The organism is Neptunomonas sp. CHC150 (assembly GCF_030397555.1).
GTDB lineage: Bacteria > Pseudomonadota > Gammaproteobacteria > Pseudomonadales > Balneatricaceae > Neptunomonas > Neptunomonas phycophila.
Genome location: NZ_JAPNXU010000002.1, coordinates 1 through 14,310 on the forward strand (window position 1 = coordinate 1; position 14,310 = coordinate 14,310).

Consider the following 14,310-nt stretch of genomic DNA (forward strand, 5'->3'; position numbering starts at 1 on the left):
CAGTCAGGGGTTTTTTTATGCGCAGTTAAAATTATTTACAAGTTTATAACAGGCCGTTATCTGGACTAGCTGTTTTGAGTATTGTCTAATGTGACGGTTGATTTGAACCTATTGGAAAATATAGTAGATGTATACAGAAGATGATATTCGCCGTTTAACTTGGCAAAGCCGTAGGGGTATGTTGGAGCTAGATCTGTTGTTTGTTCCTTTTATGGAGGAGGCTTTTCGAGGTCTGCCTCAAGAGGATCAAGATCGGTTTGTGAAGTTGTTAGAATGTGAAGATCAGGATCTATTTGTATGGTTGATGGAGCGGGAGGCTCCTAGCGATCCCGATATGAATAGAATAGTAAGGATTATTTTAGACCGTGTTCAGCCCAGTTAAAATAACTGTTGGTTCTTCTGCTTGGTTGAGAGTCTTGCAATGGGCGGTTGGCGCAATTGCTGTGCTATCTGTATTACTCGCTGAGATACACGTCGTAATATGTATAGGGTGCCTGCTGCTAATTGCTTATCTGTCGGTGGGTGAAATTCGTTTACCTGTCACAGGTATGGTGTGGGACCTAAATAAAAAGCACCTTAAAATTAAATGCTCAGAAGAGCTTCAATGGTCTGGTGTTTCAAAGATCAGTTCGATTGTCTATACGCCGTTGTTTGTATATTTAAAAGTTATCACTACAGCTGCACAGCCGCGTCATATGTTAGTGATCAGAGACTCTGTGGAAAAGAGTCAGTACCGCAAACTAATGGTTGCGGCACGACTCGGTAAGCTTACGATTGCATGCGAGCCCATTCAAAATTTATTGGTGTCAAAATAGTGTCCCGCGCTTCCGGTAATTGATTTGGATAATCGCGTGTATAGTGCAATCCTCTACTCTCTTTACGTAAAGCGGCAGATCGGATAATTAATTCAGATACCAGTGCTAGATTACGTAATTCTAATAGATCCTTGCTGACCTTATAGTTGGAATAATATTCAGTGATCTCTTGTTGTAAAAGATCAACCCTGTGCTGCGCGCGTTGTAATCGCTTGTTAGTCCTTACAATCCCAACATAATCCCACATAAAGCGTCTAAGCTCGTCCCAGTTGTGGGAGATGATGACATCCTCGTCTGAGTCGGTAACCTGCGATTCATCCCACATTGGTATTTCTAGCTGTTCAATTGCTGTATTAAAATTCTCAAGTATGTGTTTGCCCGCTGAGTTGGCAAACACGATGCATTCTAGCAATGAATTTGATGCAAGCCTGTTGGCTCCGTGTAGGCCTGTGAATGAGGTCTCACCTATCGCATATAAACCATCAAGGTCCGTGCAGCCTTGTTCGTTAGTCATGACTCCGCCGCATGTGTAGTGAGCTGCAGGTACTACAGGGATTGGGTCTTTAGTCATATCGATCCCCAGCTTTAAACAGCGCTCGTAAATAGTGGGGAAGTGCTCTTTTATGAAATCGGCAGGTTTGTGAGAAATATCTAAAAAGAGGCTATCGCACCCGAGTCGTTTCATTTCATGGTCGATTGCTCTGGCGACGATATCTCGCGGCGCTAGTTCAGCACGCTGATCGAATCGTTCCATAAAGCGTGTTCCATCAGGAAGGAGTAATTTACCACCTTCTCCTCTGACAGCTTCTGATATCAGAAATGATTTTGCTTGTGGGTGGTACAAGCAAGTGGGGTGGAATTGGTTGAATTCTAAATTAGCAATGCGGCAACCTGCGCGCCATGCCATGGCAATGCCGTCGCCGCTTGCGCCATCTGAATTGCTGCTATAAAGGTAAGCCTTTGAGGCGCCCCCGGTTGCTAGTACTACAAAGCGGGCTCTAAATACTTCTACATGCCCTGTCTTTTCATTTAGAACGTAAGCACCTAAGCAGCGGTTATTGGCTAATTTGAGTTTTCTGCGTGTGATTAAATCAACCGCTGTGCAGTGTTCAAACAAATGGATTGAAGGGTGCTCTTTTGCTCGATCTATTAGTGTTTCTTGTACGGCACGCCCAGTAGCATCTGCAGCATGAATGATGCGGCGATGAGAGTGACCACCTTCTTTAGTAAGATGGTAATGATCACCTTCTCGGGTAAAAGGAACACCTTGTTGAATGAGCCATTCGATAGATGACTTTCCGTGGTTAACAGTAAACTCCACCGCATCAGCATGACTTAAATTGGCGCCGGCTGTGAGCGTGTCGTCAATATGGTTTTGAACCATGTCCTCTTTATCGAGTACGGCTGCAATACCGCCTTGGGCAAGCCAAGTCGAACCGCTGGTTAAGTCGCCTTTACTGAGTACCGCTACTTGTGCGTGCTCTGATAACTGAAGTGCTAGTGACAATCCTGCCGCACCACTCCCGATAATTAGCACATCAAATTCTTGTTGAATCATCTATCATGCTTCACGTTTAATTAGCCCTCCGCTATTATGCCGCTAAGATGGCAACTACGTCATATTTTTTACATAGTTGGCATGAACTTATTACAAACTTGCGAATCATAACGACAGTACAAGAAAAGTTACTGATTGCTCCCCGATAAACTAAAAGGCTGTTGCACTTATGATTGTTGGGTCGAGCATTGGCATTGAACGTCAGTAGATGTCGGGTTGATTTATTATTTTAAGGATCATAGGTGTCGATCGAAAACCAGACTGATATTGACCAAAAACTAGTAGAACGTGTCCAAGCCGGTGATAAGCGCGCTTTTGATCTATTAGTGGGTAAATACCAGCATAAAATTGTTGGCTTAGTGAGTCGCTATGTTTACGACCACCATGAAGCTATGGATATTGCACAAGAGGCATTTATTAAAGCTTATAAAGCTTTGCCGCGTTTTCGTGGGGACAGTGCTTTTTATACTTGGTTGTACAGAATAGCAATAAATACGGCTAAGAATCACTTGGTATCCAGAGGGCGTAGGCCGCCTGATGTCGATGTTGATGTGGTTGATGCAGAATATTTTGATGGAGGAGACGAGCTTAGGGAACTTGAAAACCCTGAAAACAGTCTATTCCGCGATGAGTTGCAAGCCACGGTTAAACGTGCGCTTGATCAGTTACCTGAAGATTTGCGTGCGGCGCTTACGCTGCGTGAGTTTGAAGGCATGAGTTATGAAGATATAGCCGCCGTTATGGATTGTCCTGTAGGCACTGTTAGGTCCCGTATATTCCGGGCCCGGGAAGCTATAGACAAAGAGATTGCTCCGCTTTTGTCGTGAGCAATGCTAAATAATGTTACGAGGGTAAGATGATGGGCTATGAGTCTCATGAGTCGCTTTCTGCGGCGATGGATGGTGAAGTATCATCCTTTGAATTACGCCGTGTAGTAGAGCGTCTTTCTTCAGAGAAAGCGCTTGAAGACAAGTGGCAACGATATCACCTATCACAGCACGCGATGCATAACGGGGCAATGAATCACTCAGTGAAAGAAGTAGATTTAGTTTCTCGAGTGCAAGCTGCTTTAGAAAATGAGGCGGCACTCGTCGCTGAAAATGAATCTTCGAGTGAGTCAGTTGCTACTGAAAAACAATGGTGGAAGCCGTTTGCCAGTATGGCGGTCGCCGCTTCTGCAACGGCCGTTGTCATTTTAGGCGGACAAAGCTTTACGCAAGATGATACCGTTGCTCCTGCTGCTACCTCTCAGATAGCATTAGCCGGCCCTACTTCATCTCCTGATATACAAAGAACACAATATAGCAATTTGGCGCCTCAAAGCTCTGTGATGACAGCATCTTATGAGCAGCCAGAAGTTATTCGTTTATCTCAGGGGCTCAAGCGCTACATTGATCAGCATAATCAGTTGCTAAGTGAATCGCAGCCAGCTTGGGAAGCAGACTGGTTACCAGAAGGTTACAGTCGCGTTCGCCATGAAGTGATGCCGCATGCTGAAATCATGGTTTACAGTAATGGTCGTCATGACGTCTCAGTAAGCATTGAGCCAAAAGGTCGTCAAACAGTACCTGCGGGCGTAACACAGTCCGATAATGTCGTTGCTGTGGGTGTGGAGAAAGGGCAGAGCTTTGTCACGGTTGTTGGGGATGTTCCCTTAATGATCGCCGATAGAATAGCCGCTTCGGTTAATAAAACTCACTAGTCATGATAGAAGAGCACGCTAAAGTTGTCGGCCTCAATGGTGAAAATGTCATCATTGAGGCAGCTAGGACCTCTGCTTGTGGTCAATGTCAGGCAGCAGACAGCTGCGGACAGAAGTCACTTTCAGAATGGGCGGCTTCTAAAATGGCTAATATTGAGATAGTTAATCCAAACCGGCTCAGTGTGAATGTTGGCGATTCTGTTATCGTTGGCATAAATGAAGGTGGATTTATAAAAGCCTCGGCACTTATCTATCTATTACCTTTGATACTTATGGTTATAACGGGTGGTGTTGCTCAGGCGCTTTCTCAACCTGAGTCTCTTATTATCACTAGTTCCTTTGTAGGGCTGGCTGTCGGCTTCTGCGTTGTTCGTTTTTTCGGAAAAAAACTAGAAACGCGTCATGCCTACCGTCCTATTTTATTGAGAGTCTCCTAATAAAAACGAGGATAGCTGACTAATGAAGCGTTTGATCATTGCGTTTGCATGTTTGTTGACTGTTTTTTCTTTGACGGCTAAGGCCGATTTTCCTGATTTTACTTCTCTGGTTAAGCAAGCTGCTCCTGCTGTTGTTAATATCAGTACTGTGCAAAAAGCTCCTTCGGCCGATGCTCAAAACGGCTTTAGTTTTCAGGGACCTAACGGAGAAGAAATCCCGGAAATTTTTAGGCACTTTTTCCGCTTCCCTGATCAAGGAGAATTGCCTGGGCCACAGCAAAACACCCCGCAGTCACTTGGATCAGGCTTTATCATCAGCAAAGATGGTTATATTTTAACGAATCACCATGTCGTTAAAGGGGCTGATCAGGTTCTTGTTCGTCTAAACGATCGTCGAGAGCTTGAGGCTGTTGTTGTGGGGTCTGATGAGCGTTCTGATGTTGCATTGCTTAAAATCGATGCCAATGATTTGCCGGTGGTCAAAATAGGTGATTCATCGGAGCTTGAACAAGGAGAGTGGGTGATTGCGATTGGTTCTCCATTTGGCTTTGACCATACTGTGACTTCTGGGATCGTGAGTGCTACGGGCAGGGCGCTTGAGAATGAGACCTATGTGCCTTTCATTCAAACCGATGTGGCTATCAACCCGGGTAACTCGGGCGGTCCTTTATTTAACCTCGATGGCGAGGTAGTGGGTATTAACTCACAAATCTACACGCGTTCAGGCGGGTTTATGGGGTTATCTTTTGCTATCCCGATTGATGTCGCTATGAATGTGTCTGAACAACTTGAGTCATCAGGCTTTGTTACACGAGGTTGGTTGGGCGTTGTGATTCAAGAGGTCAATAAAGACCTAGCGGAATCGTTTGGTTTAGATAAACCATCAGGGGCTTTGGTCGCTAAAGTATTGCCGGGTAGCCCAGCAGAAGCTGCTGGTTTCCGAGATGGCGACATCATTACGGAGTTCAACGGTCAGTCCATTAATTTATCTTCCGATTTGCCTCATCAAGTTGGTAGGGTTAAACCCGGTACTAAAGCCCGTGTTGATATTGTGCGTAACGGTGATGATAAAGTGCTGACTGTTAATATAGGTACTTTGCCTGATGAAGCACGTGCGATTAAAGCTTCGTCACAGCCCGCGCAAGCTCCTCAAAATAATCGTCTCAATATTATGATCTCCGATCTTAGCCAAGATCAGAAGAACAATTTGGCTGTGTCATATGGAATTCTGGTACAGAAAGTTATGGCTGGTTCGGCGGCTAACGCAGGCTTAGTGGCGGGGGATGTTATAACCATGCTTAATGGTAAACGCGTTGATAATGTCCAAGTATTTGAACAAATCGTGTCTCAATTACCTGCGAAACGTTCTGTTCCTATGAGAATTGTTCGTCGAGGCAGCCCTGTATTTATTCCTCTCAAACTTAATGAAGAATAGAAATCTTTTCTTCCTCAGCGTCGAAATCGGCGCTGAGGCTTCAACAGTTATTTACTGGCGATAGCCGTACCTCACGAAATACTATAAAATTGCGCCTTTTGAACGCCCGCACGCCTTTTTAAAACCTTGAATAGCATCTGAGATCTAAATTATCGTGAGTAAGCTCGATCATATACGCAACTTCTCCATCATCGCCCATATCGACCATGGTAAATCCACTTTAGCAGACCGCTTCATCCAAATGTGTGGCGGTCTATCAGAGCGCGAAATGGCCGCTCAGGTGCTTGACTCTATGGATATAGAGCGCGAGCGCGGTATCACGATCAAAGCGCAAAGCGTGACGCTAGATTTTACGTCTAAAGACGGAAAAACCTACCAGCTAAACTTTATCGATACACCTGGGCATGTTGATTTTTCGTATGAAGTATCTCGCTCGCTTGCTGCTTGTGAAGGTGCGTTATTGGTTGTCGATGCAGCGCAGGGCGTAGAAGCTCAGTCTGTGGCAAATTGCTATACGGCTATCGAACAAGGCTTAGAAGTTTTACCCGTTCTTAATAAAATGGATTTACCTCAAGCAGAGCCTGACCGTGTTCGTGTCGAAATTGAAGAAGTTATTGGTATCGATGCAACGGATGCCATTGCTTGTTCAGCTAAAAGTGGGATGGGCGTTACTGAAGTCTTAGAAGCTTTGGTTGCTACTATTCCGCCTCCGGAGGGTGATGTTGATGCACCATTGCAGGCGTTAATCATCGACTCTTGGTTTGATAACTACTTGGGAGTCGTCTCTTTAGTTCGTGTTAAACAGGGCACATTACGTAAAAAAGAGAAGATTATCGTTAAGTCTACGGGGCAATCTCATCTGATTGATGCGGTAGGCATATTTACTCCTAAGCGTAAAGAAACCGATATTCTAAGAGCGGGTGAAGTAGGCTTTGTTGTCGCCGGAATTAAAGACATTCACGGCGCACCTGTAGGCGACACGTTAACACATGCTAAAACGCCTGATGTAAAAAGCTTACCTGGTTTTAAACGTGTACAACCACAAGTATACGCAGGTTTATTCCCTACAAGCTCTGACGACTATGAAGACTTCCGCGATGCGCTGGATAAGCTAACATTAAATGATGCCTCCCTGTTCTTTGAACCTGAAACTTCTGATGCGCTAGGTTTTGGATTTCGTTGCGGCTTCCTAGGGATGTTGCATATGGAAATTATTCAGGAACGTCTTGAGCGCGAATATGACTTAGATTTAATCACCACCGCACCCACCGTAATTTATGAATTAGAGCTCAATACCGGTGAAGTGGTCCACATTGATAGTCCGTCGAAATTACCTGATCCCGCTCGCGTGAAAGAAATGCGTGAGCCAATTGTGCAGGCTAATATCCTGGTCCCTAATGATTACCTGGGGCAGGTTATCTCTTTGTGTATTGAAAAACGTGGTGTTCAAAAGAATATGCAATTTGTTGGTCAGCAAGTGCAATTGACATACGAGCTGCCTATGGCTGAAGTCGTATTGGACTTCTTTGACCGTCTAAAATCAGCTAGCCGCGGATATGCATCGCTAGAGTATAACTTTGTTAGATTTGAAGTCGCTTCATTGGTTCGCATGGATATTTTGATCAATAGTGAAAAGGTAGATGCGCTAGCGGTCATCTTACACAGGGATAATGCTCAATACCGTGGCCGTATTCTTTGTGAAAAAATGAAAGAGCTTATTCCCCGCCAAATGTTTGATGTGGCTATACAAGCGGCAATCGGCGGTAAAGTTATTGCGAGAACCACAGTTAAAGCGCTACGTAAAAACGTTATTGCTAAGTGTTATGGCGGCGATGTTAGTCGTAAGAAAAAGCTGCTACAAAAGCAAAAAGAAGGTAAGAAACGTATGAAGCAAGTGGGTAATGTTGAAATCCCTCAAGCGGCGTTCCTTGCTGTATTAAAAGTCGACGGTTAAGGAATAACGATGAATTTTGATTTCGCACTGATTCTTGTGCTGGCAACGTTAGTAACAGGTCTGGGCTGGCTAGTAGATAAGCTGTTTTTTGAGCCGTCGCGCCGTAAAAAAATTGCTACGGCAGAGGCAGCGTCTAGCGATGGTTCTATCCCAGAAGATGCGAAAGAAAAATGTGCTCCTTTGCCGTGGTGGTCAGACTTTTCACGGTCCATGTTTCCTGTTTTGGCGGTGGTGTTGATTGTTCGCTCATTTATTATCGAGCCATTTCAGATCCCTTCAGGTTCAATGTTGCCGACGCTTAAAATTGGTGACTTTATAGTCGTTAATAAATTTAGTTATGGTTTGCGTTTGCCTGTTTTAGGGACAAAAATTGTCCCTGTAGGAGAGCCGCAACGCGGTGATGTTGTTGTTTTTAAGTATCCTAAAAACCCATCTGTTAACTACATTAAACGCCTTGTAGGTTTACCGGGTGATGTGATTACGTACAAAGATAAAACCATTTTTGTTAATGGTGTCGCGCAAGAACAAACGCTGGTAGCCAAGCTTCCGCCAATAAACACCGAGACGCTCCTGGTCAACGAAACCCTTGGTGATGTGAAGCATGAAATGTATACCGATGTGAGGGCGTCGGCTCGATCCGGTAGTGGCGAATGGGTTGTTCCTGAAGGGCATTACTTTATGATGGGAGATAATCGTGATAATAGTAATGACAGCCGCTATTGGGGATATGTGCCTGATGAGCTGTTAGTTGGTAAAGCATTTGCGGTATGGATGCATTGGCCAACATTCTTTAGTCTGCCTGATTTTTCCGTTGTTCGCGGTATTGAATAAGTAAAGGAACGAATATGATTTTGGGTACAAGTCTTCGTCAACAGCGCGGTGCTTCATTCTTTGGCACCTTGATTGTAGTGCTGATGATAGGAACATTTATAGCCATTGGCTTTAAACTCTACTCACCTTATTTACAGCACGGTACACTGACTTCGGTTGTTGAAAACGTTGCCAATGACCGGGAAGAATTAAGTAAGCCTATAAATGTGATTCGCAATAATATTAATAAACGTCTGACGATAAATCAGGTGAAGCTTCCATCCCCAGAAGCACTAACCATTGTAAACGAGCAAGGCGTTATTAAATTTACTATCAATTACGAACAGCGTGTCCCTATGTTTTATAACATTGATGCGGTGGTTAAATTTAACGACTATTACGAAGCTAACCAGCCTTGATAAAGCCCATTACTGAACTTACCCGCCGTTTAGGTTACACCTTCACTGACGTTGCGCATTGTGAACTCGCGTTAACGCATCGTAGTTGTGGGAAAAAAAATAATGAGCGCCTAGAGTTTTTAGGTGACTCAATCGTTAACTTTGTGATCGCTGACGATTTATTCCAGCGTTTTCCTCAGGCAAGAGAAGGGCAGCTGAGCCGCTTGCGGGCCCGAATGGTAAAAGGCGAAACGCTGGCCGAGATTGGTCGAGAGTTAAACCTAGGTGATTATCTGCGCCTTGGCCCTGGCGAACTCAAAAGCGGCGGTTACCGGCGTGATTCTATCTTAGCAGATGCTGTTGAAGCACTGATTGGAGCCATCTACTTAGATAGCGATTTGGAAGTGGTCCGAGGCTACATACTGGGTTGGTTTGAGCAACGTTTAGCTGAGTTAGACATAGATGAAGCGCTAAAGGACTCTAAAACACGCTTGCAGGAATTTTTGCAGTCCCGTCGTTTACCATTACCTACTTATGAATTAGTTAAAGTCGAAGGCGAGGCGCACGCGCAAACATTTACCATTGTGTGTCACATAGAGCCTTTGAAGAAACCGACGCAAGGTATCGGCAGTAGCCGTCGTCAAGCTGAGCAGGAATCCGCGAAACAAGCCTTAGCTGTATTGGCTGAGCAGGTGAAGGTATGAACGAAGAGTTTGCAAGTTGGTTAACACCTGAAGGCTCTGATGACCAGCGCTGTGGCTTTGTCGCTATCGTAGGGCGCCCTAACATGGGTAAGTCTACGTTGATGAACTACATGTTAGGTCAAAAAATCAGCATAACATCCAAAAAGCCTCAAACCACACGTCATCAAATCCTAGGTATTAAAACGGAAGGTGATCTTCAAATAGTATTTGTTGACACACCCGGCTTACATAAAGAACAAGATAAAGCGCTTAATCGCTATATGAATAAAGCGGCTTCTGAAGCATTGCGTGGTGTTGATCTCGTACTTTTTATGGTGGACCGTACAGCATGGACCGAGGAAGATGACATTGTTCTTGGGAAGGTGCAGCATGCGCCGTGCCCTGTCATCTTAGTAGTCAACAAAGTAGACCAGTTGGAAGATAAAAATAGCTTACTTCCTCAAATTGCACATGTTTCAGAAAAGATGAAGTTTGCAGACATTATTCCTATCTCGGCTAAAAATGGGACTAATGTTGATCAACTAGAAAACTTGATTAACCAGTACATGCCGCAGTCAGCCCATCATTACCCAGAAGACCAAATTACCGACAAAAGCTCTCGTTTTATGGTGGCTGAGATCGTTCGTGAAAAATTAATGCGTAACGTCGGTGATGAAGTGCCTTATGGTGCAACGGTTGAGATTGAAGAGTTTATTAACGATGGGCGCCTACTGACTATCAGCGCGTTAGTGTTGGTTGAACGAGAAGGCCAAAAGAAGATCATTATCGGTGAGAAAGGCGAGCGTATGAAAACAATCGGCCGTGATGCTCGCAAAGATATTGAAGCCCTATTTGAAACAAAAGTTATGCTAAACCTATGGGTAAAAGTTCGCCGTGGTTGGTCAGACGATGAGCGCGCCCTTAAAAGTTTAGGCTACCAGCACGGTGAGTAATGTCCCCAAGGGATAGCATGCAGGCGGCTTATGTATTGCATTCGCGACCTTACCTAGAAACCAGCGGGATTGTTGACTTATTTACCTTAGAGCAAGGTAAAGTCAGTGTAGTAGCAAAAGGATTACGCCGACCAACCTCCAAGCTGCGCGGTGTTATGCAGCCTTTTGTGCCTTTGCATGTTCATTGGCGAGGGAAGCAACCGCTAAAGTCCTTGCTGGTAGCAGAAGCTACCGGCCTCAATGGGATTATTCAAGGTAGTGCCTTGATGTGTGGTTTGTATATTAATGAACTGTTGCAACGGTTATTAGTGCCCCACGAGCCGGTTCCTCGCTTATATGTGTATTATCAATATGTACTGAACGCACTAGTAGCAGGCGATGATGTGGAAGGTGCATTACGTACGTTTGAGCATAAATTACTTTCTGAGATTGGGTACGCATTGCCTATCGATACCGTGTTAGCAAACCAGTTATATTACTTCGATCCGCCTTCATGGTCTTTTGAGGCGGTTACCAGCATCGATGAAGATCTGCGTCACTCTGCGTTTAGTGGGCAACAGTTATTAGACATCGCTGATGATTGTTATGAAACACCAGCGCAGCGCAGCGCAGCAAAACGCCTTATGCGCTTAGCAATCGATCATTTAACCGCTGATAGGCCATTACAGAGCCGACGCTTATTTAAAAAACAATGAGGAATCTATAATGATCGAGCCTAATCGTTTGTTGTTAGGGGTCAATATTGATCATGTAGCAACGCTACGACAAGCCCGAGGGACTCGCTACCCAGATACAGTACTAGCGGCTGCTTTAGCGGAAGAGGCGGGTGCGGACGGTATTACGGTGCACTTACGTGAAGACAGAAGACACATTCAAGACCGTGATATCTATCTACTCAAAGAGACGTTGCAAACTCGTATGAACTTTGAGATGGCGGTGACTGATGAAATGATCGCTATTGCCTGTGATGTTAAGCCATCTCATGCGTGTTTAGTGCCAGAAAAGCGAGAAGAGCTGACCACAGAAGGTGGCTTAGATGTGCTTGGGCAACTTGATAAGATTAAAGCGGCTTGTGATAAATTAGCGGCACAAGATATTGATGTGTCACTGTTTATTGATCCTGAACCGGCTCAAATAGACGCATCAATTGTATGTGGGGCACCTACCATTGAGCTTCATACCGGAGCTTATGCGCAAGCGACAACACATGAGGCACAGGCGCAGGAACTAGCGCGTATTAAAGAAGCGGCAGCTTACGCTTATGAGCGAGGCTTAGTTGTAAATGCCGGACATGGGCTTCATTACCACAATGTAGAGCAAATCGCTGAAATCCCGCATTTAAATGAGTTGAATATTGGTCATGGCCTGATTGCACGAGCAGTATTTGTCGGGCTTAAGGAAGCCGTGCGTGAAATGCGTCAGTTAATGATGGAGTCACAAGCACGAGTTCAAATGCAGCGGGACGCGATTAAGCGATGATTCGCGGAATCGGTACTGATATTTTATCCATTGAACGAGCGACGGCGGCTTTGGCTCGCACGCCTAAAATAGCCCGCCGCGTGTTGACTCCTGATGAGATACCCGGCTTTGATACAGCAACGGATAAGGCGAGATATTTTGCTAAGCGTTTTGCGGCTAAAGAAGCGGTCGTAAAAGCGCTAGGTACTGGTATAGGAAGAGGTGTCAGCTGGCAGCATGTGAATATCTGCAAAGATGCGCTGGGCAAGCCATTGGTACGATTATCAGAAGGGGCTTTGGCGCGTGCAGAGATGATAGGAGCTGAAACCGTTCATTTATCCTACAGTGATGAGGCGGGCTATGTGGTCGCATTCGCTGTAGCGGAAGATTGTTGATCCTACCCTTTGGGTTACTCTGCTGTGCCGGGTCTTAAATCTGTTTCTTTATTGATATTTTGTTCTTTGATCGGCGCTTGAATATCGAGCAAAGGCGACGCGTCTATTTTTTCTGCGTTCATCATACCGGCCACTTGTTTCAAAGCGTCCAAGATAGATTCTTTTTCACTGCGCTCTAGGCTTTCAAATCGATTAATAAACTCGTCGTGCAGCAAAGGTGGTACTTCATTCAGCATGTGAGTACCAGACGTTGTTAAGCGTGCGTTGACGATACGACGGTCTTTGGCACTTCTAACGCGTTCAATAAATTGTTTGTCTTCTAGGCGGTTCAAGATTGTCGTAACGGTCGCTTGGCTTAACGATACTTGGTCCGATATGCGCTTAACGGTGACATCACCAAGGCTCTCTATAGCTCGTAATACCATGACTTGTGGAATCGTTAAGCCGCACGCTTTCATGATGCGCTTAGATTGTAAATCTGTCGCACGTATGATTTGTCGTAACGAAATAAGCACATCTTGCCAGTAAGGAGTATTCATTAATTCGGTTCTTTATCTAAGTAGCAGGCGATTATACGACCTTAAAAATCGACTACAATATATTTATAAGATTTGAGATCTAATGATTAGATATGTAATGTATAAGTAACAGTATGTCAAAGAACCGGAGTAAATAATGAAGAAAATCCTTGCAGCGCTTCCGTTAATTGCATTGGGAACAAGCGCCTACGCAGCCGATGAGTGTGGTTCGGTGAGTATTGCTGATATGAATTGGAACTCAGCGACGTTAATAGCACATGTGGATAAGTTCATATTAGAAAATGGCTATGGCTGTGATGCAGAACTTGTACCTGGGGATACCATGCCTACAGGCGCCTCTATGATTGAGAAAGGCGAGCCGGATATTGCTCCTGAAATGTGGAGTAATTCGATGCGTGAAGCACTCGATAAAGGGGTAGAAGAAGGGCGTCTTCGTTTTGCTGGTCAATCATTATCAGATGGTGGCGAAGAAGGTTTTTGGGTGCCTAAATACATGGTCGATAAAGACCCAACATTAGCTACTATTGCCGGTGTCATTGCTCATGCTAAAGAGTTTGAACACCCAGAAGATCCAGAATTATCTGCCTTTTACACCTGTCCAGCCGGATGGAATTGCCAAATTTCGTCAGGTAATTTATTTGAAGCGCTCAAGTTAGCTGATGCTGGCTTTGATTTAGTGGATCCAGGTTCAGGCGCTGGTTTATCAGGTGCTATCGCTAAGGCTTACGAACGCCAAGAACCTTGGTTTGGTTACTACTGGGCTCCAACAGCTGTCTTAGGTAAATACGAGATGGTTAAAGTCGATTTTGGTTCTGGTATTGACGAAGCTGAATTTAAAAACTGCACAACCGCAGAAGACTGTGAAAATCCAAAAGTAACCATGTACCCACCTTCAATGGTGCAAACGGTTACCACGGAAGGATTTGCTAAACGTGCTCCTGAGGCATACGAATACCTAGCTAATCGTGCATTCACTAACGCACAGATGAATGGTTTATTGGCGTGGATGGAAGACAACCAAGCTGATGGTGATGTTGCAATGGAGCATTTCCTAACAGAAAACGCTGATACTTGGACTGCGTGGGTTTCAGAAGAGGCAGCGGCTAAAATAAAAACAGCGCTAGACAATCTTTAATCAGTACGCTTATACAGTGTAAGCCCAGCACGACGTGC

At 44.8% G+C, this 14,310-nt stretch carries 17 protein-coding genes; 15 read left to right on the top strand and 2 right to left on the bottom strand.

What is annotated here, in order from left to right:
- The first annotated feature begins 127 nt into the window (after window positions 1–127).
- Window positions 128–382 carry a succinate dehydrogenase assembly factor 2 gene (locus OW491_RS01655; RefSeq protein WP_178969231.1) on the top strand — a complete coding sequence of 85 codons (255 nt, stop codon included), beginning with the start codon at window positions 128–130 and terminating at the stop codon, window positions 380–382.
- The gene (locus OW491_RS01660) at window positions 366–815 is read left to right on the top strand and encodes a protein YgfX (RefSeq protein WP_290034462.1); all 450 of its coding nucleotides are present in this window, start codon (window positions 366–368) and stop codon (window positions 813–815) included. The genes OW491_RS01655 and OW491_RS01660 overlap by 17 nt, the downstream gene beginning before the upstream one ends.
- Here the strand turns inward: OW491_RS01660 and nadB are convergent.
- On the bottom strand, window positions 769–2,373 hold the full coding sequence (gene nadB / locus OW491_RS01665) for an L-aspartate oxidase (RefSeq protein ID WP_075173040.1): 1,605 nt from the start codon (window positions 2,371–2,373) through the stop codon (window positions 769–771). The two genes, OW491_RS01660 and nadB, sit on opposite strands and share 47 nt — an antisense overlap.
- A 242-nt stretch (window positions 2,374–2,615) precedes the next feature.
- On the opposite strand from nadB, the gene rpoE reads away from it, so the two are divergent.
- The 12 genes from rpoE to acpS all read left to right on the top strand — a co-directional run bounded on the left by rpoE (window position 2,616) and on the right by acpS (window position 12,598).
- Entirely contained in the window at window positions 2,616–3,200 is a 585-nt protein-coding gene (rpoE, locus tag OW491_RS01670) for an RNA polymerase sigma factor RpoE (RefSeq protein ID WP_170870347.1), read from the top strand.
- A gap of 29 nt (window positions 3,201–3,229) precedes the next feature.
- Window positions 3,230–4,075 carry a MucB/RseB C-terminal domain-containing protein gene (locus tag OW491_RS01675; protein ID WP_290034463.1) on the top strand — a complete coding sequence of 282 codons (846 nt, stop codon included), beginning with the start codon at window positions 3,230–3,232 and terminating at the stop codon, window positions 4,073–4,075.
- Window positions 4,076–4,077: 2 nt separating this feature from the next.
- Window positions 4,078–4,512 carry a SoxR reducing system RseC family protein gene (locus tag OW491_RS01680; RefSeq protein WP_075173039.1) on the top strand — a complete coding sequence of 145 codons (435 nt, stop codon included), beginning with the start codon at window positions 4,078–4,080 and terminating at the stop codon, window positions 4,510–4,512.
- A gap of 22 nt (window positions 4,513–4,534) precedes the next feature.
- On the top strand, window positions 4,535–5,947 hold the full coding sequence (locus OW491_RS01685) for a DegQ family serine endoprotease (protein ID WP_075178590.1): 1,413 nt from the start codon (window positions 4,535–4,537) through the stop codon (window positions 5,945–5,947).
- A gap of 154 nt (window positions 5,948–6,101) precedes the next feature.
- Complete coding sequence (gene lepA / locus OW491_RS01690) at window positions 6,102–7,901, top strand: translation elongation factor 4 (RefSeq protein ID WP_075173037.1); 1,800 nt, start codon at window positions 6,102–6,104, stop codon at window positions 7,899–7,901.
- A 9-nt stretch (window positions 7,902–7,910) separates the two neighbouring features.
- Entirely contained in the window at window positions 7,911–8,732 is an 822-nt protein-coding gene (lepB, locus tag OW491_RS01695) for a signal peptidase I (RefSeq protein ID WP_075173036.1), read from the top strand.
- 14 nt (window positions 8,733–8,746) lie between these two features.
- Window positions 8,747–9,130, top strand: a complete 384-nt coding sequence (locus OW491_RS01700) for a DUF4845 domain-containing protein (protein WP_075173035.1) — start codon at window positions 8,747–8,749, stop codon at window positions 9,128–9,130.
- Window positions 9,127–9,813 (top strand): ribonuclease III, encoded by a 687-nt coding sequence (rnc, locus tag OW491_RS01705; protein ID WP_075173034.1) that lies wholly within the window; start codon window positions 9,127–9,129, stop codon window positions 9,811–9,813. Before OW491_RS01700 ends, rnc begins: the two co-directional genes overlap by 4 nt.
- Complete coding sequence (gene era, locus OW491_RS01710; protein ID WP_075178587.1) at window positions 9,810–10,745, top strand: GTPase Era; 936 nt, start codon at window positions 9,810–9,812, stop codon at window positions 10,743–10,745. Before rnc ends, era begins: the two co-directional genes overlap by 4 nt.
- Window positions 10,745–11,440, top strand: a complete 696-nt coding sequence (gene recO, locus OW491_RS01715; RefSeq protein WP_178969228.1) for a DNA repair protein RecO — start codon at window positions 10,745–10,747, stop codon at window positions 11,438–11,440. Before era ends, recO begins: the two co-directional genes overlap by 1 nt.
- A 10-nt stretch (window positions 11,441–11,450) precedes the next feature.
- Window positions 11,451–12,224 carry a pyridoxine 5'-phosphate synthase gene (gene pdxJ / locus OW491_RS01720; RefSeq protein ID WP_277251736.1) on the top strand — a complete coding sequence of 258 codons (774 nt, stop codon included), beginning with the start codon at window positions 11,451–11,453 and terminating at the stop codon, window positions 12,222–12,224.
- Entirely contained in the window at window positions 12,221–12,598 is a 378-nt protein-coding gene (gene acpS / locus OW491_RS01725; protein ID WP_178969226.1) for a holo-ACP synthase, read from the top strand. Before pdxJ ends, acpS begins: the two co-directional genes overlap by 4 nt.
- Before the next feature lie 14 nt (window positions 12,599–12,612).
- Here the strand turns inward: acpS and OW491_RS01730 are convergent, their stop codons facing one another.
- Entirely contained in the window at window positions 12,613–13,137 is a 525-nt protein-coding gene (locus OW491_RS01730; RefSeq protein ID WP_075173029.1) for a MarR family transcriptional regulator, read from the bottom strand.
- A gap of 136 nt (window positions 13,138–13,273) precedes the next feature.
- Here OW491_RS01730 and OW491_RS01735 point away from each other — a divergent pair, with 136 nt between their 5' ends.
- Window positions 13,274–14,272: an ABC transporter substrate-binding protein gene (locus OW491_RS01735; protein ID WP_075178584.1), complete on the top strand. Its 999-nt coding sequence runs from the start codon at window positions 13,274–13,276 to the stop codon at window positions 14,270–14,272.
- Window positions 14,273–14,310: the final 38 nt, after the last annotated feature.